Genomic DNA, 18,542 nt, shown 5'->3' with positions numbered 1-18,542 from the left:
ATTGTTGGTGGTGTATCCGATGTGTTTGATATGGGGCGCAAGTTGGCTGGCACACTGGATAGTGTAAGTACTTGCCCCTGCCGGGCCCGATTCATTAATTCGGAGATGGACAGCTATGAGAAACAGGATAAGGCTGCTGACCGAGTTGTCGCTCCTGCGAATATAGTGATGCAGAGTTTCTCCTCGCCGACAAAGGAAGCGGGTAGTATTCAGCCAAAGCCGTCTGTAACGCCGACGCCTCCGCCGCCGATACCGGTATTTGCGAAATCCTGCCTGCGGGGTAAAGGTTGTACTGATGCGGGAACCGAAGCCGAACCCGCAGATAATTTCGGCAGGATGGCGATATATCAGGTTCCGTCATCTCCTGCTCCTGTAACGCCGCAAAAACCAGAACCGCCTCCACAGGGCAAGCAACACCCACCTGAACCGGATAAATCGCAGGATAAAAAATTACCGTGGTATAAACGGTGGTTCCGTGACGGTGAAGATAAAGCCGAAGCAGCCGCTACCTCTGTGGCCGCAACTGCCCGCAGCGCGGTAGCGGAAGGGGAAGGGCTGGTGATGCGTTACATTGGTGGTAGCGCCATCAGTGCAGGGCGTTGGTTGGCGGCCCCGAATCCGGTAACAATTGGGTTAATGGGGCTGTTTTATTCACCTAAGTTGAATGACGGTGAGGAAGATTACCTAACCCCATATCGCCTGAGACAGATAGCGGAACAGTATGGTAAAGCTTCTACTCGCGTGCGTTTTCGCTGGATCAGAGATGAAAAAAGCGGCAGGATAACGGTTCAGGGATATCACGTCAGCCCGGAAGGCGGTTTGGATAAAGTGCCGGTTCGCATGATGACGCTGAATCGGACCACCGGTAATTACGAGTTCTGGGAGCCGGGAGAGCACCGGCCGACGATTTTATGGACGCCGAACGAACAAGAATTCAAAGTTCCGGCCCATACCGGGAATGAAGAACGACCGTTTATTCCGTCGCAAATAACCGTGTTGCCGATCCCGGATAAAGTGGGCAGCGATATTGAATCGTTCCCTATGCCGGAAGAGAAGGATTTCCGCGATTATATTTTGGTACTCCCCATTCCGAATATGCCGCCGGTGTATGTGTATTTGAGTAAACCGCCGGTGAAATCGCTGGAAGTGGATTTATATCGTAACTTTAATGGTCGGTTAAGAGGTGGTATGCATGCGGATCATATTCCTTCGGCTGCGGCTGTAAAAGCAGCAGCAAAAAGGCTAAATCCCACGTTGGCACCAAAAGAACAAAACAAACAGGTAAAAGATGTTGCAGCTATTATCATTCCTTCGAAAGTACATCAGAAATACAGTGAAACCTATGGAGGTCGTAATACACCAGAACAAATCGCAAGGGATGCAAAAGACTTAAAACAAGCTGTAGATAATAATTTTAATGCTATAAAACCCTACCTTGAGGAAGAAGGGTTTAGTGAACAAGAACTGGAGCAAGCTCACCAAAAGATTCACGATATAAATCAGAAGCAGGGGTTATATAAATAATGACTATCAACGTTGAAGACCTAATTAATAGTTTGGGGAAAACTTATCAGAAAATTTTTGATGAAGGATTAATCCCTTATAAGAGTAAGCCTAGAGGAGACTCTGGTGATGATTATGTGTCGTTAGATATGCAGAAAGAGGGGGTATTTCTAGCTTTCGATCGGGCTAGTAAGAAATTGACACATGTCACTCTGACATTGATCGATGAAGAACGGCCCCGTTATGTTTACCCAAATCAATTGCCACCTCCTCTGATTAATTCAATGACACGTGAATGGATTAAGGAGCATTTGGGGCCAGCAATTAAGTCCTTTCCACCATGCAAGGTGTTTAACCGTCAATATGGCTGGAAAGACCTCTACCTTTACAATGTACCTGAATCTGAGGAAAGTATTTATATACAATTATCCTATGATTTGTTTGAGCAGGTTGAGACAATAACTTTCCTTCGTGCTGAAAATGTTACGTGGTAGAGATATCTTAAAAACGGAATGAGCAGAGGAAGAATTAATTCTCTTTTAGAAATACGATTTGGAGTCATTTTTCCAGTTTCCTGCTTTGATAGGGTAGAGGCTTACAAACCACTACCCATGTTTAACATCGAAGTTTTATTCTATTGCATACCAGATTTTGGTTATAAAATAATGGAAATCAACATTAAAGAGTTAATTGATAACTTGGCGCAGACAGCAGAGCAACTAATTGAAAAACAGATTATTCCAGATAATAGGTTTGAATATTTCTTTGAAGGAGATGAAGAGTTTTTTTACAAACCTGAATCAGGTGTGAGGCTTGTTTTTGATGATGCCTCAAAACAGCTAAAATCGGTACAGTTCACATTGATCAATGTTTATGACAGTAGTGGCGTATATAGTGGAGAAATGCCTTACCCATTTTTACATTCAATGGATAGAGCAATTGTTAGAGCACTTATGGGGGAACCTGATTCTGTTGGTAGCCCAGAAAAAATCCCGGTCATTGGTATTGTTGGTGGATACGATGCTTATACACATAAGCTAAATAGTCAATATCCTAATACAGAAATTCGTTTTCTCTATTTGGCTGATCTACGGGTACATGCATTAATATTTGAACATTTTTTATAAACGATTTCTGGAGTGTTTTCCCAATTTTCTATTTTAATTGGATAGCATATAATAAACTATTGTCAGTGTTTGTATATAAAGATAAAATATGAATAAAGAGGTAAAGTAAAATGAACTTGAAAAGTAAACTGGAAGAATATACCTAAAATGAGTTTATAAATCTGGTTTCAAGAATAATATTGGATGAAGGTACAGAGGAAGGGCAAGATGCTCTATTAGAGAATTTTATAAAAATAACTGAGCACCCTTCAGGGGTAGATTTAATTTATTATCCTGAAAATGGAGAAGATGACTCCCCAGAGGGAATTTTAAGAATTGTAAAAGAATGGCGAGCTAAAAACGGCAAGCCTGGCTTTAAAAAATAATAGAAATTAGGTGAAAGAGGGAAAGGATTTCCTAGATTATATTCTGATATCCCCAATTCAGAATATGGCGCTGGTGTGTGAGGTATATATACCCTATAGATTTCAAGTTGCATCGCGACGGCAAGGGAGCGAATCCCCGGGAGCATAGATAACTATGTGACCGGGGTGAGTGAGCGCAGCCAACAAAGAGGCAGCTTGAAAGATAACGGGTATATCAATATCTGTGATAGGCTTTGGGATATACCAATCAATATCAGGAGGTTGTATGGGGCATAAAGCTAAATTGTTTATGGATGGGAACAGTCAAGCGGTACGTCTGCCAGCAGCTTATAGGTTTGACTCTGATGAAGTTTTTATCCGAAAAGATCCTGAGACAGGAGATGTAATACTGTCCTGTAAGCCGCACGACTGGGCCGGATTTTTTGCGGCATTGAAGGGAACAACTATTCCCGACGATTTTCTGAGTAAAGAAGAGCGGTATCAGCATGAACAATCTTGTGACCCATTCGAAGGATGGAAAGAATAAACGCCGTAAAAATACGGCGCTATTATTTGAAAATAAAGAAATTATTTCAGCTTGGCAAAGCAACGAGCGGCTGCATCAACAGTACGCTGAATATCTTCATCAATGTGAGCAATAGACATAAAACCTGCTTCAAATGCAGAAGGCGCTAAATAAATCCCTTCATCAAGCATCAAGTGAAAGAAATGTTTAAAACGTTCAATATCGCAATTCATCACATCCTGATAACAGGATACTTTCTCCGCATCGGTAAAGAAAATGCCAAACATACCGCCGACATGGTTAACCACCAGAGGAATACCGGCCGCTTTTGCTGCTTTCGTCAGGCCAGCAGCCAGATTATCTGTTAGCTCGGTTAAACGTTGATGTACACCGGGCTGAGAAACTTCTTTTAGACAGGCCAGGCCGGCAGCCATTGCAATCGGATTACCGGACAAGGTTCCGGCCTGATAAACAGGGCCAATGGGAGCTAATTTCTCCATCACTTCATAACGCCCGCCGAAAGCGCCAACGGGCATACCGCCGCCAATGATTTTGCCAAGGCAAGTTATATCGGGTTCGACATCGTAATAAGATTGTGCGCCGGATAAAGCGACGCGGAAACCGGTCATCACTTCATCGATAATCAACAAAGCACCGAATTCATCACACAGCGTGCGCAGACCGGGTAGGAATTCTGGTTGTGGCGGTATGCAGTTCATATTACCCGCAACCGGTTCAACAATAATACAGGCGATCTCTTGCGGATATTGTTCAAACGCTTCTCGAACTGAATTCAAATCGTTATAGGTACAGGTTAGCGTATGTTTGACGAAATCAACCGGAACCCCCGGTGAATTTGGTTGACCGATGGTTAATGCGCCAGAACCGGCTTTCACCAGCAAGCAATCAGCGTGGCCGTGATAGCAACCTTCGAATTTGATGATTTTATCGCGATGGGTATAGCCACGGGCCAGCCGGATAGCACTCATGGTTGCTTCTGTGCCTGAGTTGACCATACGTACCATATCCATTGATGGCACCAGTTCAGTTACCAATTGTGCCATTTCCACTTCCGCGGCGGTGGGGGCGCCAAAACTCAATCCTTGCTCTGCGGCTTTGATAACGGCATTACGGATAGCGCTGTGGTTATGCCCCAGTACCATCGGCCCCCAGGAACCGACATAATCGATATAGGCTTTACCATCAACATCATAGAGATAAGCGCCATCAGCGTGTTTGATAAACAGCGGCGTGCCGCCAACACCATTAAATGCACGTACCGGAGAATTGACGCCGCCGGGAATAAGTTGCTTTGCCTGAGAATAAAGAATATCGGACTGGCTCATGAAAGGCTCCTGAATCTATTTTTAAGTGAGTTTGTCGTTTGCCCTACGGATTATAATGCTCTTAGAACGATAATTCCGGGTTTATTCTTGACATAATCAAGAAATGGCGAATCGACAACTTTTTTATTCGCAGCAAGTGAGGATGCATTCCTCAGCATTGGGCCATGATCTGTCATAATAAAAATCCCTGTATGTGTGACATCCAATCCGGCAAGATGGGTATATATTCCTATATAATCGCCGGTCTTTAGGTTCTTAATGACGGCATCATCGACCTTATCTCCTGGAATATATTTAATCTCTCTTTTGATAATGCCCAGTCCGGGAATATATTCGCCGCCATCAGCCTTTCTATTTAGGCTTTTTGTGATTCTTATGTAAGAAGAACTTATTTCGTCTGTTACATCTTTGGCATTTAATTTTTCTCTAGTTGACCAATCTGTAAAGAAGTGTTTTCTTTGCAAGAAGTTAATCTTTCCGTCGATATACCTTGTCTGGATGAGATTTTTTACAAAATCATTTTGGTCGTTGGATTTCCTTAGCGATTCTACATAATCAAGGAAAGTAAAACAGTCTAGCCCATTGAAGTCTATAACTAATTTTTCAGGTTCGGCCGGGGAGCCAATAAGTTTATTTGCGGCATAAGGGGTGCCCAGGAATTGATAAGAGACGCTTTTTATTATTTCACCTGGATTATCTTTTTTTCCCGGTTTTACTTGGTTTTCGATAATTTCATTAATTTTTTTCGCGGTATAGCTGTCAATATCGGCTTGTCTGCTATGAGCGGCACAGCCTGCTAAGGTGACAATAAGCATCAGCGGCAACATTTTTCGCATAGGAACTCCATGTGGTTACTTTGAAAAATATTCAATAAAGTAACTAATCATGATGATAAATCAATATTTTTCCTTCTTAACGGTTAATTGATTGACGGCAGGTTTAACTATACGTGACGGTTTACCCTCCTTTTAGGCTATCGTAAAAGGTCGTCATTTGTCGCTAAGGCGGCATTGATGCTAAACAAATGTGTGATAATTTTTTTGCGGTTCGTGTGTTATCAGAATGACAAAACTTGAACCAACTAATCAGGTATTGGATAATTCGAGTTATTAATGATCGGCAAATCTCTGAATGTTTTTGCCGGGTTCCGGTCTGGAGTAAAAAATGATGAGCGATGATATCGCATTACCTTTGCAGTTTACTGATGCTGCTGCTAACAAAGTGAAAATCTTGGTTTCGGATGAAGAAAATCCAAATTTGCGTTTGCGGGTTTATATCACCGGTGGCGGGTGCAGTGGTTTTCAGTATAGTTTTACCTTCGATGATCAAATAAATGATGGTGATATGACCATTGAAAAACAAGGTGTGGAGTTGGTTGTTGATCCGATGAGCCTGCAATATTTGGTTGGCGGCTGTGTTGATTATACCGAAGGTCTTGAGGGTTCACGTTTTATCGTCACGAACCCTAATGCGAAGACAACCTGTGGTTGTGGTTCTTCTTTTAGTATCTGATTCCAGGCGATTTCCCGCAATGGGTCTGTGAATATCATATGACCTGTTTGCGGGATATTCCTGTCATCTTTTAAGTGATTCTGATTTATCAGGAACCATTATCGTTCAATTGCTGGCATAGCTGTTCGGCTGCCAGAATGATGCGCGGTCCCGCGCGGTGAAACCAATCTTCATGTAATGTAATGACTTTGGCATGTAATTGTGGATGCCAGAAATTCTCAATTAATTTGACTTGTTCCTGTCCACCGCTGATAACAATTATCTCAGGTTTTCTGATGAGTACTTGTTCACGACTGACTTGAGGCCAGGGAACGGGGCTGTTGGCAAAAATATTGCTGCCGCCACAGATTGAAAGCACTTCACTTTGCAGTGTATGTCCCGAGGCGGTAAATAGAGGATAAGTGCCGAATTGTAAAAAGACCGATTTTGGGGTTGGAGCGGCATATTTTTGTTGCAAATTGACAAATCGTTGACGAAGTTCAGTCGCTGATTTTTTTGCTTGTGCTGGGTGAGGGCTATATTCAGCGAGCCGTTCTAAATCCTGCGCTATTTGTTCGGTGGTGGTGGGATCGGAATAAAAGATTTTAATACCAAAAGCAGCGAGTTGTTCCAGCGGACGTTGGGGATTACCGCCACGCCATGCCAGAATCAGATCAGGTTTGAGGGTAATAATTCGTTCCAGATTGATGCCTTGCCAATTAGCCACTTGCTCAAGTTTACGGGCTTGAGGGGGATAATCAGAGTAGGCGCTGGCTGCAATCAGATTGTCGCCTAACCCGGCGGCATAGGCTAATTCAGTGGTTGACGGCGATAAACTGATTACCCGTAAGGGAGCGGCATGCAGAAAATGACTGAAACTACTGAGAAACAGTAAAAGCGATAACCCAATTGAACTCGCGCTTTTTATCCATTTCATTGTGATGTGCTCTTTAAAACATTAAATATGTTGCCCACAGACACGCCCGAAAATATTAATTAGGGCGTGTCAGTAATATATTATTTATCTTGACTCAGCGTTGTCAGCATTGCGTTGACCATTAATGTCGATTGACGGGCTGCAACAGCAAGAAATTCATCAAAGCTGATATGAGATTCTTTATCTGCCACATCAGAGATAGCACGTACAATGACAAACGGAGTGTTGTATTGATGGCAGACATGCCCTATTGCTGCGGCTTCCATTTCTACCGCCGTCACTTGTGGGAATATCGCCCGGATACGCGCCAGGGGTTCCGCGCCATTAATAAATGCATCACCGCTGCAAATCAGCCCACGCACTGCGTTCAGATTCAGAGAATGAATACACTTTTCCGCCAGATCAATTAGCTGGTCATCCGCTACAAATGCCGGAGGACATTGTGCCATCTGACCGGGTTCATAACCAAAAGCGGTAACATCAGCATCATGATAGCGAACTTCGCTGGATACCACGATATCACCGATTTGTAGCTTCGGATCAAGGCCACCCGCTGAGCCGGTGTTAATAATCACATCAGGCTGACAATGTTCAAGCAGCAAAGTTGTACCAATTGCGGCGGAAACTTTACCAATACCGGATTTTAATAGTGCAATCTCCACGCCGTTGAGTTTACCGGTATAGATTTCGCAACCACCTCGTGACAGTGTTTGGCGATCTTCAATTTGATCGCGCAATAAAGTCACTTCTTGCTCCATAGCACCTATCACGCCTACTTTCATGATGTCATACTCGCTGTTGATTAATTAATCATATAGAATCATCCCATATTTGATTTTAACATCTAATACGAAACAATCAGATAATCTGTGATGTAAAACAGCGCTATCTCACAAGTCGGGGGATAAATGTCCGGGATAGACTTTAGTCGGAAGCTTAACTATCAGCGTAAATACCGTCAGTATCATATTGATCCTAATGATGAAGAGCAGATTATTCGCCAGTTTGAAAGCGATCGTGGGCGGATTATGAATTCAGCGGCTATTCGCCGTTTACAGCAGAAAACACAGGTTTTTCCACTGGAAAATAATGCCGCTGTCCGCAGTCGCTTGACACATTCATTGGAAGTGCAACAGGTTGGGCGTTATATTTCGAAAACGATTATTAATGAATTGAAAACACGTAATTTGCTGGCCGATTACGGGTTGGATAAACGACTATTGTCATTTGAAAGTTTGATTGAAATGGCGTGTTTAATGCACGATATTGGTAATCCGCCATTTGGTCATTTTGGTGAAGCGGCAATTAAAGATTGGTTTGCCAGAAAGCTCGATCTTAATTTTTCTCTGGAAAATATTAAACGGGAAGATCGATGCGAAATCCCCGCATTGCGTTTGTGTGGCGATGTGAAAAAAGATCTCTTTCGTCGCCAGTTACGTAAAGATTTATGTCAGTTTGAAGGGAATGCTCAGGCTATCCGTATGGTGCATAGCTTATTAAAACTCAATCTGACTTATGCCCAAGTTGGCTGTATTCTAAAATATACTTGTCCTGCTTTTCGTCTTGAAGAAATACCAAATCAATTTAATTACTTGATGAAAAAACCGGGTTTTTATTGGTCGGAAGAGCATTTTGTCCGAGAATTATATCGTGAACTTAAAATGGGTGAATTCTGTCGCTTCCCGCTGACTTATATTATGGAAGCCGCAGATGATATCTCTTATTGCATTGCTGATTTGGATGATGCTGTTGAAAAAGCGATTTTCAGCGTCGATACATTGATGGAATATTTGGAACAGGAGTGGCAAGAGAATGGTGGTCATCGGATCGGGGATCTATTCGATGTCACGGTTAGAAAGGCGTACAAGGGAACTCATGGTAACGAATTACGTCGAAGCCAGCAGGATCAATTTTTTATGTATCTGCGGGTTTATATCACCGGTAAACTTGTGCCTTATACTGCTCGTCGTTTTATTGATCATCTGCCGGCTGTTTTTGCGGGTTCATTTAATCAAGCGCTGCTTGAAGATAGTAGTGAAGAGCATCGATTACTTAAAACGTTGAAGAATATTGCCTGTAAGAGAGTATTTAATCATCCAGAAATTGAAGAATTGGAGTTACAGGGATACCGAGTTATTAATGGGCTATTGGATTTTTATTATCCGTTATTGAAGATGTCCCGTCAGGCTTTTGTGGAATTAAACCAGAACAATTTCCACAAGGATTATTTTATGGAAACTCGACTGTTACACAAACTTTCCACCAAGCATCGTCTGGCTTATGGTGAAGCAGTGGAAAAAATTGTTGCCACTGATGAATCTGAAAAAGACCTGATGGAATTCTATTACCGTGCCCGTCTTATCCAGGATTACATCAGTGGCATGACAGATAATTATGCTTATGAAGAATATCGGAAATTTATTGTGTGCAATTGATATTCTCGCCGTTACTCAATATCTTTTGGGCAGCGGTGAGTACATGATCAATTTCGTCTGTCAGTTCCAACAATTCAGGTTCTATATCCGTTAATTGAATGCCTTGCTGTAATTGTTGTTCAATTAATTGGCAGAGGGCTTTAAGTTGTGGCACACCACTATAACAGCAGCTACCGTGTAGTTTATGGATCTGCTGCTGATAATTTTCCACTGCTTCCCCTGACAAAACTTTTTCTGTGATTGTTTTAATCATTGGCAATAAATCTACCAACATTTGCAGCATATCTACAGCTAACTGTTCTTTTCCAATGGCCTGTTGTAATGCTAATGACCAGTTAATATGTTGTGATTCTGGTGTTTTGACATAGCGATTTAATACCGATCTCAGGCTATCTTCGTCAAGAGGTTTGGTCAGGAAATCTTCAAATGGAGATTGATCTGTATCGCTCTTTGGTCGGCAGGTATAAGCTGTAACCGCAATGATCGGTGTACTGCGGTGTCGCCGTAGCTGGTGGATGCGGTCGGAAGTACAGATGCCATCCATACCTGGCATATGAATATCCATCAGAATGACATCAAAATGGTGAGAGGTTGCTGACTGCAACGCTGTTTCTCCACTGTTACATAGCACGGTTTTTTCCACGATTTCTTCCAGTAATGAACCTATTAGTTTGAGATTGGCTGGATTATCGTCAACGGCCATGACGGTCATCGGTAAACGTGGGGGATGAGTAAGCGTTTTTTGTGGTACAACTGAGTCGGTTAGAATGAAATCATTTTTTCCTAGCCATAAATCAAAACGGAAAACAGAACCTTTTTTTGGCTCGCTGGTAAAACTGATATTTCCGCCCATTTCTTGGATCAGTTTCCGTGTAATGACTAGACCGAGGCCGGTGCCGCCATAACGGCGGGAAATACTGGCATTTGCTTGATGAAAAGCCTGAAATAGATGAGGTTGCTGTTCAGGGCTGATACCAATACCTGTATCGCTGACTGTAATCTCTAAATTAATTTTGTGGTGCTTCTGTTGTAGCAAATTGATCTTTATCTCCACAGAACCCTGTTCAGTGAATTTAATTGCGTTACCGATGATATTGGTGAATATTTGCTGGAGGCGCGTGGGATCGCCTACGACCAGATTTGGTATTTGGGGATCAACATGGTGAGTTAGCTGAATATTCTTACTTTTGGCGCTCAGTGTCAGTAACACCATGACCTCATCAATTGTATCCTGTAAAAGGAATGGAACGTTTTCCAATACCAATTTATCCGCTTCAAGCCGTGAAAAATCTAATATATCATTGATAATATTCAATAGATGATTCGCGGAACGCTCGATAATATACAAATATTCAGTTTGCTGTATTGTTAACGGTGTTTTCAGTGTTTGGCGGGTGAAGCCAATTACGCCATTAAGTGGTGTGCGTAATTCATGAGACATATTTGCCAGAAATTCCGTTTTTATTCTGGCCGCTTCTTGAGCGCGTTTTTTCGCTATCGCCAGCTCAACGTTCTGAATTTCGAATTGCTCCATTGTTTCCCGCAGATCCGATGTTGCTTGATCAATATCGTTTTTCATCTCTTCTTTATAGCTGGAAAGGGATTTAGCCATTGCATTAATGCCATTTTTCAGCGTATCTAATTCACCAAAATATTTCCCGTTGACACGGCTATTTAATTGTCCTTGGCGAATTCTATCGACAGTACTGACCATATCGCTGATAGGCTTTGTGATCTTACGAACCAAATGGTAGGCGAACAGAGATGCCCAACCAAGGCAAATGAGTAATAGCAATATAAAGATAATGATCTCTTTATATTGTTGTAAGTGAGCTGACCGTAAATCAAGATCAATGGCGATGTAACCAATCGGACGTAAAGATGGGATGTCAGAATGTTGCTGATTCTGAGACAAGTGGTGTTCTGAAATAATGGGTATGCGTAAGATAATACTGTTTTTAACCTCCGTTTTTGTCAGGGTGGTTGGCAGAGGCATATCTGGCGAGATCTGTAGTTGAGCTGAATTGTATTTATAGTTTGATATATCAAATAGTTCATTATCGTCATTAAAAATGGCAATCGCCCGAACTATCTCAGAATTTCTGCGATGAAGCCGGGTTATCAATGAATTGACACGTTCACGGTTATGCAGGTTTATGCCAATTTCACTGGCAATAGAAAGGGGTTCGATAATACTGATCCCAGATCTAACAATCTGGTTTTTCAGTTCACGATGGTGATAACAGAGGAATGAGATACTGAAAAACATGCCAACCAGTAAAATTGGCACTAGGATCAGGCTCATCATGCGGATGCGTAAGCTATATTTGGTCATAATCGTCCATTATGGGAAAATAGGAACTTAATAATTCATAGTCCGTAAGAATCATGGTGCAATTTTATTCCCCCAATCGCCGAACAGTAAATCGACATATCATCACAGTCACTGCTGATAATCTGGATGCCCAAGGGCAGGGCGTAGCTCGCCATCAGGGTAAAACTATTTTTGTCGCCGGATTATTGCCCGGTGAACAAGCACAGGTACAAATAACGGAAGAGAAGCGCCAGTTTGCCAAAGCAAAGTTGGTTAAGCGTCTATCTGACAGTCCATATCGTGTAAATCCTCGTTGCCCGCATTTTGGAGTATGTGGCGGTTGTCAGCAACAACATGTTGCATCTGATTTACAACGTGAGAGTAAAGCCAGCGTCCTCGAACATCTGATTAGACGGGAAACCGGTGTAACGGTTTCTGCCAAGCCGGTGATTCTCGGTCCCGAATATGGTTATCGGCGCCGGGCAAGGCTTGGTTTACATTATCAAGTAAAACAGCGCCAACTGGTGATGGGATTTCGTCAAAATCAATCCAATGAATTAGTTGCTATAAAAGAGTGCCCTGTTTTGCGGCCTGAATTGGAACAGTTATTGCAGCCATTATCTCAGTGTCTGAATAACTTGAAAGCAGTGAAACGGTTAGGGCATGTGGAATTGGTGCTAGCAGATAATGGTCCATTTATAGTGTTGCGCCATCTTGATCCCTTGAAACGGGAGGATAAAGAGAAGCTATGCACGTTTTCTGTGCAACATAACGTTGCTGTTTACTTGGCGGCGGATGAAACCTCGCTTGAACCACTGAATGAACCGCCGGAACCTTGGTATCAGGTTGGTGGCTTAAAATTGGTTTTCAGTCCAAGAGATTTTATTCAGGTTAACGATCAGGTGAATCAACAAATGGTTGCTCAGGCGATAGAGTGGCTTGATTTACAATCGAATGACCGGGTGCTCGATCTGTTCTGTGGAATGGGGAATTTTACCTTACCTATTGGTCGCGTAGTGCAATCTGTGGTCGGAGTCGAAGGGGTTGCCACGCTGGTGGCTAATGGGCAATATAATGCCAGATTAAATAATTTGGATAACATATCTTTCTGCCATGAGAACCTGGAAGCTGACATACATCATCAACCCTGGGCGAAACTGGGGTTTAACAAGGTTTTATTAGATCCGGCGCGTGCTGGTGCGGCAGGCGTCATGTCACACATTGTTGAGTTAGCCCCGGAAAAAGTGGTCTACGTCTCTTGTAATCCAACAACATTGGCGAGAGACAGTAAGATTCTGCTTGAGGCTGGCTATCGAATTATCAGTGTGCGGATGCTGGATATGTTTCCGCATACAGGTCATCTGGAGTCAATGGCGCTATTTAGTCGTTAGATTGTGGTTGGGTAGAAGCTATGAAGTAGTCGGGAGAGATTATGGTTGCGGTAAGAAGTGCTCATTTAACCCCTGCGGGAGAGTTTGCAGTAAACAGGTGGATCGCTAGTTTAAATGTAGCGAATCTTCAATTGGGTGAGAAATTAGCCGAAACCTGGCGTTATTGTCACGAAAAAGCGCAAAATCATCCTGATGCAGAACTTCTGTTATGGCGTGGCGTAGAGATGGTTGAGATCCTCTCTACCCTGAGTATGGATAATGACAGTATGCGTGCTGCGCTACTGTTCCCATTGATGGATGCTAAATTACTTGACGATCAAACTGTCACCGAGGCGTTTGGTAGCGTGATTACCAATCTGGTGAAAGGCGTTATGGAAATGGATGCTATTCGCCAGTTAAAAGCCACTCATCACGATTCAATCTGCTCTGTACAGGTTGATAATGTTCGCCGGATGCTACTGGCAATGGTGGAAGATTTTCGTTGTGTCATTATCAAATTGGCAGAACGGATTGCCCATTTGCGGGAAGTTAAAGAGGCGACTGAAGATGAGCGTGTACTGGCTGCGAAAGAGTGTTCCAATATTTATGCGCCGCTCGCTAACCGACTAGGCATTGGTCAACTTAAATGGGAACTTGAGGATTACTGCTTCCGTTATCTCCATCCTGATGAATATAAAAAAATTGCGAAATTATTGCATGAGCGCCGAATTGATCGTGAGCAGTATATTGATCACTTTGTCAGTACATTACGTAAGCATATGCTTAAAGAGGGCGTCGCTACTGAAATATACGGGCGTCCTAAACATATCTACAGCATCTGGCGCAAAATGCAGAAAAAATCACTGGCATTTGATGAGCTGTTTGATGTTCGGGCTGTGCGGATTGTGGTTGAACGTTTGCAGGATTGTTACGCGGCACTGGGGATAGTACATACTCACTATCGTCATTTGCCGGATGAATTTGATGATTATGTGGCTAACCCGAAGCCGAATGGCTATCAATCCATTCATACCGTCGTGCTTGGGCCAAGCGGTAAGACATTGGAAATTCAGATCCGTACCCGTCAGATGCATGAAGATGCCGAATTGGGCATAGCCGCCCACTGGAAATATAAAGAGGGTGCGGTGGCGGGCAATCGTGTCGGATATGAAGGACGCATTGCATGGCTGCGTAAACTGATCGCATGGCAGGAAGAGATGGCTGATTCTGGTGAGATGCTGGATGAGGTTCGCAGCCAGGTGTTTGATGATCGGGTATATGTATTTACACCGAAAGGCGATGTTATTGATCTACCTACCGGTTCTACGCCGCTGGATTTTGCCTACCATATTCACAGCGATGTGGGACATCGTTGTATTGGGGCGAAAATCAGTGGTCGCATTGTTCCATTCAGCTATCAATTGCAAATGGGCGATCAGATTGAAATCATTACCCAGAAACACCCGAACCCAAGTCGTGATTGGTTAAATCCAAACTTGGGCTATGTCACCACAAGCCGCGGCCGGGCGAAAATCCATAACTGGTTCCGCAAACAGGATCGGGATAAAAACATTATCGCAGGTCGTCAGATGCTGGATAACGAACTGGAACACTTGGATATCAGCCTAAAAGAGGCGGAAAAGCTACTCATTGCCCGTTATAACGTTCATACACTTGATGAAGTACTGGCGGGAATTGGAGTTGGTGATATCCGTATTAACCAGTTGGTCAATTTCTTACAAAGCAAACTCAAGAAAACCACCGCAGAGGATGCAGATCGGGAAGCGCTTCGCAATTTAGAAAATAAATCACATCCACAGCGTAGTTCTGCTAAAGACGATGGGCGGATTGTGGTAGAAGGTGTGGGTAACTTGATGCATCACATTGCCCGTTGCTGCCAGCCCATTCCCGGCGATGAGATTGTCGGCTTTATCACGCGTGGCCGGGGGATTTCTATCCATTGGGTTGATTGTGAACAGTTGGCAGAGTTGCAGGCAAATGCGCCGGAAAGGGTGGTGGATGCGGTTTGGGGAGAGAGTTATTCCAGCGGTTACTCACTGATTGTGCGTGTCGTTGCGAATGATCGCAGTGGATTACTGCGTGATATCACCACGATCCTGGCGAATGAAAAGGTGAATGTACTTGGGGTGAGTAGCCGCAGTGATGTCAAACAGCAGATTGCTACCATCGATATGAATATTGAGATTTATAACCTGCAAGTACTGGGGCGGATCTTGGCGAAAACCAATCAGTTGCCGGATGTTATTGAAGCCAAACGTCTTCATGGCAACTGACCGCAGCCAACAAAGAGGCAACTTGAAAGATGACGGGTATAAAACGGTTATTAGAGATTATGGCGCAGTTGCGCCATCCTCAACAGGGATGTCCCTGGGACAAACAACAGACATTCAAAACCATCGCGCCTTATACATTGGAAGAGACTTATGAAGTCATTGATGCCATTGAACGTGGTGATTTTTCTGATCTAAAAGAAGAATTGGGCGATCTGTTATTTCAGGTGGTGTTCTATGCTGAAATGGGCAAAGAGCAACAATTGTTTGATTTTGATGATATCTGTCATGCGATTAGCGATAAGCTGGAACGCCGCCATCCACATATTTTCGGTCAGCAGCAGGATATCAACAGTGATGTAGCTATCAATGGTTGGGAAAAACGTAAGGCGCAGGAAAGAGCGCAAAAAGATCTGCATTCGGTCCTTGATGACATTCCGGCAAGTCTGCCGGCATTGATGAAAGCGTATAAAATACAGAAGCGCTGTGCAGCGGTTGGTTTTGACTGGGATACTTTGGGGCCAGTGCTGGACAAAGTTTACGAAGAGATCGACGAAGTGATGGATGAGGCTCATCAGGCGGTTGTTGATCAACAGCACCTGGAAGAGGAGATTGGCGATTTATTGTTTGCCGTTGTGAACTTATCCCGCCATCTCGGATACAAACCGGAAATTGCATTGCAAAAAGCATGCAATAAGTTTGATAACCGATTTAGAGAAGTAGAAAAGTTGATCCTGAACCAAGGCCACACCTTGGAAGCGGCGACATTGGAAGAAATGGAACAAATGTGGCAGCAGGTTAAGAAACAGTAACCGGAAAGAATGGCCGGAAAGCTGAAATTTTCCTTCCAGAATGCTAATTGAGAGCAGAGCGAACTTTTGGTATTAAGGAGGGAAAGGGATGGCAAACAGCCCAAGAGGGCTGTTATCAACGCGAAAAAAGCGGAAACAGAAAGCGGAGCTAATTCACGAAAAGATATCAAAGGAATGATGAAGAATAGAAAATTATCTCGTTGCCGTTAAACCTCAGTAATTAATGGCAGTAATCCCAGATTTACCAACTGAATTTCAACATCATTGGCTTTATCAATATCGTCCTGATTTTCGCCGTCAAAAATGCCTTTTTTGGTGATGATCAATGTCCCCAATTGCTCTTTATCATTGGCAATAGGCAAGATTTCATCTGCCATTGGTAACAATGAGGGGTCTATAACGAAGGGTAAATAAATCATCCAACCTGCACTTAACCTGTCGGGAAATACCTGATTTCGATTCAAGGTATAGCCGTTAGTTTCCACCATAATGTAGGGGGAATTACGGCTGAAAACCAAAAAGGTAATAAAATCAATCAACCGTGAAAACTGAAACTCCTTTTCGTCAATATTAAGATCTATTGTTATTTCAGTTTGTCCTAACCTGTCACTACGATAGTTCTCATAGAATAGGGAACAGGCAAGATCATCATCTTCACCATCCCAAATACTTTTTCCTATAAAAGGAAAATTTTTTTTGTAATTTTTTTCAAACACTTGAAACGCTTTTTCTGTCGGGAGGTTCTCTTCAAAAACAAGGTGTTCTAATGCTTCTTTACGAGTATGACCAGTCAAATACCAAGTCTTATGACGGCTAAAAAAGTGATCGATTTGCTGAGTAATTCGATATAAATCAGCTAATACTATTTGTGGAGTCAAGGGTTCTTGCCGGTCAAAATATAGCTTTATTTCTGGTGATAAAATAGTCATTTGTTGTCTCGCATTATCTGAATAAGGGGGTATGAAATACTTTAATATTGGGATGTTTAGAAAACTCCTTTGAATAGTAAGCCGCGCTCATAGGTTCCATAAAATGCCAGTGGGAACGTGGAATGCCATTCAATGAAGTGCATACTTCTTGCTGCCGTCCTCCCTGGTTTTTCATTGAATCTTTTCCCGTCCACCACTCCATTGGCTTTCCCTTCCTAAAAAACTGATCATACTTAGCTTTGGATTCCAGAAACAGGCACCATTCTGGGCGCCAGCCATCAAAACTCACGCCTAAGCATTCCCAAACTTGTATAAGTTTGGCGTCAGGTTTGTAAATGGTTTTAGCTATTTGGAGTTGATAATCAAGGGTAATCTGCGAATATGAACTGGTACTCTCCCAGTTAGAACTTACTTTCTCAGTCGCTGGACACACCTTGCATTCTTCCCTTACTGTACTGATTTCATCTGTTTGGGCTAGCGATTCCTCTTTTTCATCCTCTTTTGTCATCTCCTCAACACCGAGGCCAACCCCAACGCCGACTAATATGCCCGCAAGGGCTGATGCTGCATATTCGGCAGCAGTCAGGGCTACCGGAACTAACAGAGGTAAAGGCATGTTAATTTCTCCTTTTCAATAAGTTATCTGTTATCCTCAGGATATCTTTGTATTGTTGTTCCGGGTTTTCTCCTGTTTCAAGGGCATTTTTGATTTCTGGCGCATCATGGAAATTAAGATTGAAGGCGGTTAAATAAAGGTATGATTTAATAAGCTTTTTATTTCTAAATCCTAGGTCGTCGATTAGATATCGATATGCCTCTCTCAGTCGCTTATGCAAATTTTTCTCATCTTCATGCACAACCAAGTCGGCATGTTTTGACAAAATGCATTGCTTGATTTTTTCAATATAAACATTGTCCCCTGCATCAATAATTTTATCGAATTGTTCCTGAGTCAGTATAATCATGGTATCGCTCCTTAACTCATAAGCTACTATTACCTATATTGGGCCTTTTATCTGAGTGCAATTTAGCTGAAATGATTGCATTGCGAACAATCATGCTGTTTTTTAATCAATTAAGGCAATAAATTCATTCGAAATTGAGAAGAGGCAATAAC

At 42.8% G+C, this 18,542-nt stretch carries 18 protein-coding genes; 10 read left to right on the top strand and 8 right to left on the bottom strand.

Going from position 1 to position 18,542, the window contains the following annotated elements; genetic code table 11:
- Positions 1 to 30 precede the first annotated feature (30 nt).
- The 5 genes from TI10_RS10665 (at position 31) to TI10_RS10645 (ending at position 3,521) form a co-directional block, all read left to right on the top strand.
- The gene (locus tag TI10_RS10665; RefSeq protein ID WP_244161573.1) at positions 31 to 1,524 is read left to right on the top strand and encodes an S-type pyocin domain-containing protein; all 1,494 of its coding nucleotides are present in this window, start codon (positions 31 to 33) and stop codon (positions 1,522 to 1,524) included.
- The gene (locus tag TI10_RS10660; protein WP_049583269.1) at positions 1,524 to 1,997 is read left to right on the top strand and encodes a DUF6392 family protein; all 474 of its coding nucleotides are present in this window, start codon (positions 1,524 to 1,526) and stop codon (positions 1,995 to 1,997) included. The genes TI10_RS10665 and TI10_RS10660 overlap by 1 nt, the downstream gene beginning before the upstream one ends.
- A 171-nt stretch (positions 1,998 to 2,168) precedes the next feature.
- Positions 2,169 to 2,630, top strand: coding sequence for a DUF6392 family protein (locus tag TI10_RS10655; protein ID WP_049583403.1), 462 nt, complete (start codon positions 2,169 to 2,171; stop codon positions 2,628 to 2,630).
- Positions 2,631 to 2,785: 155 nt separating this feature from the next.
- Positions 2,786 to 2,995 (top strand): bacteriocin immunity protein, encoded by a 210-nt coding sequence (locus TI10_RS10650; RefSeq protein WP_244161572.1) that lies wholly within the window; start codon positions 2,786 to 2,788, stop codon positions 2,993 to 2,995.
- A gap of 265 nt (positions 2,996 to 3,260) precedes the next feature.
- On the top strand, positions 3,261 to 3,521 hold the full coding sequence (locus TI10_RS10645) for an antitoxin (protein ID WP_049583268.1): 261 nt from the start codon (positions 3,261 to 3,263) through the stop codon (positions 3,519 to 3,521).
- Between the two features lie 41 nt (positions 3,522 to 3,562).
- On the opposite strand, the gene hemL is transcribed toward TI10_RS10645, so the two are convergent.
- Together hemL and TI10_RS10635 are read right to left on the bottom strand one after the other, a co-directional pair.
- Complete coding sequence (gene hemL, locus TI10_RS10640) at positions 3,563 to 4,846, bottom strand: glutamate-1-semialdehyde 2,1-aminomutase (RefSeq protein ID WP_049583267.1); 1,284 nt, start codon at positions 4,844 to 4,846, stop codon at positions 3,563 to 3,565.
- A gap of 50 nt (positions 4,847 to 4,896) precedes the next feature.
- Positions 4,897 to 5,682, bottom strand: a complete 786-nt coding sequence (locus tag TI10_RS10635) for a DUF1460 domain-containing protein (protein WP_049583266.1) — start codon at positions 5,680 to 5,682, stop codon at positions 4,897 to 4,899.
- Positions 5,683 to 6,013: 331 nt separating this feature from the next.
- Here TI10_RS10635 and erpA point away from each other — a divergent pair, with 331 nt between their 5' ends.
- Positions 6,014 to 6,358: an iron-sulfur cluster insertion protein ErpA gene (gene erpA, locus TI10_RS10630; protein ID WP_049583402.1), complete on the top strand. Its 345-nt coding sequence runs from the start codon at positions 6,014 to 6,016 to the stop codon at positions 6,356 to 6,358.
- Between the two features lie 88 nt (positions 6,359 to 6,446).
- Here erpA and btuF read toward each other — a convergent pair whose 3' ends face one another.
- Together btuF and mtnN are read right to left on the bottom strand one after the other, a co-directional pair.
- Positions 6,447 to 7,274, bottom strand: coding sequence for a vitamin B12 ABC transporter substrate-binding protein BtuF (btuF, locus tag TI10_RS10625; RefSeq protein WP_049583265.1), 828 nt, complete (start codon positions 7,272 to 7,274; stop codon positions 6,447 to 6,449).
- Between the two features lie 80 nt (positions 7,275 to 7,354).
- Positions 7,355 to 8,056, bottom strand: a complete 702-nt coding sequence (gene mtnN / locus TI10_RS10620) for a 5'-methylthioadenosine/S-adenosylhomocysteine nucleosidase (protein ID WP_049583264.1) — start codon at positions 8,054 to 8,056, stop codon at positions 7,355 to 7,357.
- Positions 8,057 to 8,182: 126 nt separating this feature from the next.
- On the opposite strand from mtnN, the gene dgt reads away from it, so the two are divergent.
- The gene (dgt, locus tag TI10_RS10615) at positions 8,183 to 9,709 is read left to right on the top strand and encodes a dGTPase (protein WP_049583263.1); all 1,527 of its coding nucleotides are present in this window, start codon (positions 8,183 to 8,185) and stop codon (positions 9,707 to 9,709) included.
- Here dgt and TI10_RS10610 read toward each other — a convergent pair.
- On the bottom strand, positions 9,693 to 12,044 hold the full coding sequence (locus tag TI10_RS10610; RefSeq protein WP_049583262.1) for an ATP-binding protein: 2,352 nt from the start codon (positions 12,042 to 12,044) through the stop codon (positions 9,693 to 9,695). The two genes, dgt and TI10_RS10610, sit on opposite strands and share 17 nt — an antisense overlap.
- A gap of 53 nt (positions 12,045 to 12,097) precedes the next feature.
- Here TI10_RS10610 and rlmD point away from each other — a divergent pair, with 53 nt between their 5' ends.
- From rlmD to mazG, 3 genes are read left to right on the top strand one after another with little or no spacing between them, the layout of a single operon-like run.
- Positions 12,098 to 13,414, top strand: a complete 1,317-nt coding sequence (gene rlmD, locus TI10_RS10605; RefSeq protein ID WP_049583261.1) for a 23S rRNA (uracil(1939)-C(5))-methyltransferase RlmD — start codon at positions 12,098 to 12,100, stop codon at positions 13,412 to 13,414.
- Between the two features lie 41 nt (positions 13,415 to 13,455).
- Entirely contained in the window at positions 13,456 to 15,687 is a 2,232-nt protein-coding gene (gene relA, locus TI10_RS10600) for a GTP diphosphokinase (protein WP_049583259.1), read from the top strand.
- Between the two features lie 29 nt (positions 15,688 to 15,716).
- Positions 15,717 to 16,496: a nucleoside triphosphate pyrophosphohydrolase gene (gene mazG, locus TI10_RS10595; protein ID WP_049583258.1), complete on the top strand. Its 780-nt coding sequence runs from the start codon at positions 15,717 to 15,719 to the stop codon at positions 16,494 to 16,496.
- A 206-nt stretch (positions 16,497 to 16,702) separates the two neighbouring features.
- Here mazG and TI10_RS10590 read toward each other — a convergent pair whose 3' ends face one another.
- Genes TI10_RS10590 through TI10_RS10580 form a run of 3 tightly spaced genes read right to left on the bottom strand, consistent with a single transcriptional unit; the run spans position 16,703 to position 18,390 of the window.
- Entirely contained in the window at positions 16,703 to 17,425 is a 723-nt protein-coding gene (locus TI10_RS10590) for an Imm52 family immunity protein (protein ID WP_049583257.1), read from the bottom strand.
- A 13-nt stretch (positions 17,426 to 17,438) separates the two neighbouring features.
- Entirely contained in the window at positions 17,439 to 18,041 is a 603-nt protein-coding gene (locus TI10_RS10585; protein WP_049583256.1) for a restriction endonuclease fold toxin 5 domain-containing protein, read from the bottom strand.
- Position 18,042: 1 nt separating this feature from the next.
- Positions 18,043 to 18,390, bottom strand: coding sequence for a hypothetical protein (locus TI10_RS10580; protein WP_049583255.1), 348 nt, complete (start codon positions 18,388 to 18,390; stop codon positions 18,043 to 18,045).
- Positions 18,391 to 18,542: the final 152 nt, after the last annotated feature.

This window comes from Photorhabdus luminescens subsp. luminescens (genome assembly GCF_001083805.1).
Classification (GTDB): domain Bacteria; phylum Pseudomonadota; class Gammaproteobacteria; order Enterobacterales; family Enterobacteriaceae; genus Photorhabdus; species Photorhabdus luminescens.
This window is presented reverse-complemented; position numbering and strand designations above follow the sequence as displayed.

Bases quoted from the DNA above. Each gene is read 5' to 3' on its own strand.
- TI10_RS10665 (WP_244161573.1), top strand. From the start codon at position 31: ATGGGGCGCAAGTTGGCTGGCACACTGGATAGTGTAAGTACTTGCCCC.
- TI10_RS10660 (WP_049583269.1), top strand. From the start codon at position 1,524: ATGACTATCAACGTTGAAGACCTAATTAATAGTTTGGGGAAAACTTAT.
- TI10_RS10655 (WP_049583403.1), top strand. From the start codon at position 2,169: ATGGAAATCAACATTAAAGAGTTAATTGATAACTTGGCGCAGACAGCA.
- TI10_RS10645 (WP_049583268.1), top strand. From the start codon at position 3,261: ATGGGGCATAAAGCTAAATTGTTTATGGATGGGAACAGTCAAGCGGTA.
- hemL (WP_049583267.1), bottom strand. From the start codon at position 4,846: ATGAGCCAGTCCGATATTCTTTATTCTCAGGCAAAGCAACTTATTCCC.
- TI10_RS10635 (WP_049583266.1), bottom strand. From the start codon at position 5,682: ATGCGAAAAATGTTGCCGCTGATGCTTATTGTCACCTTAGCAGGCTGT.
- erpA (WP_049583402.1), top strand. From the start codon at position 6,014: ATGAGCGATGATATCGCATTACCTTTGCAGTTTACTGATGCTGCTGCT.
- btuF (WP_049583265.1), bottom strand. From the start codon at position 7,274: ATGAAATGGATAAAAAGCGCGAGTTCAATTGGGTTATCGCTTTTACTG.
- mtnN (WP_049583264.1), bottom strand. From the start codon at position 8,056: ATGAAAGTAGGCGTGATAGGTGCTATGGAGCAAGAAGTGACTTTATTG.
- dgt (WP_049583263.1), top strand. From the start codon at position 8,183: ATGTCCGGGATAGACTTTAGTCGGAAGCTTAACTATCAGCGTAAATAC.
- TI10_RS10610 (WP_049583262.1), bottom strand. From the start codon at position 12,044: ATGACCAAATATAGCTTACGCATCCGCATGATGAGCCTGATCCTAGTG.
- rlmD (WP_049583261.1), top strand. From the start codon at position 12,098: ATGGTGCAATTTTATTCCCCCAATCGCCGAACAGTAAATCGACATATC.
- relA (WP_049583259.1), top strand. From the start codon at position 13,456: ATGGTTGCGGTAAGAAGTGCTCATTTAACCCCTGCGGGAGAGTTTGCA.
- mazG (WP_049583258.1), top strand. From the start codon at position 15,717: ATGACGGGTATAAAACGGTTATTAGAGATTATGGCGCAGTTGCGCCAT.
- TI10_RS10590 (WP_049583257.1), bottom strand. From the start codon at position 17,425: ATGACTATTTTATCACCAGAAATAAAGCTATATTTTGACCGGCAAGAA.
- TI10_RS10585 (WP_049583256.1), bottom strand. From the start codon at position 18,041: ATGCCTTTACCTCTGTTAGTTCCGGTAGCCCTGACTGCTGCCGAATAT.
- TI10_RS10580 (WP_049583255.1), bottom strand. From the start codon at position 18,390: ATGATTATACTGACTCAGGAACAATTCGATAAAATTATTGATGCAGGG.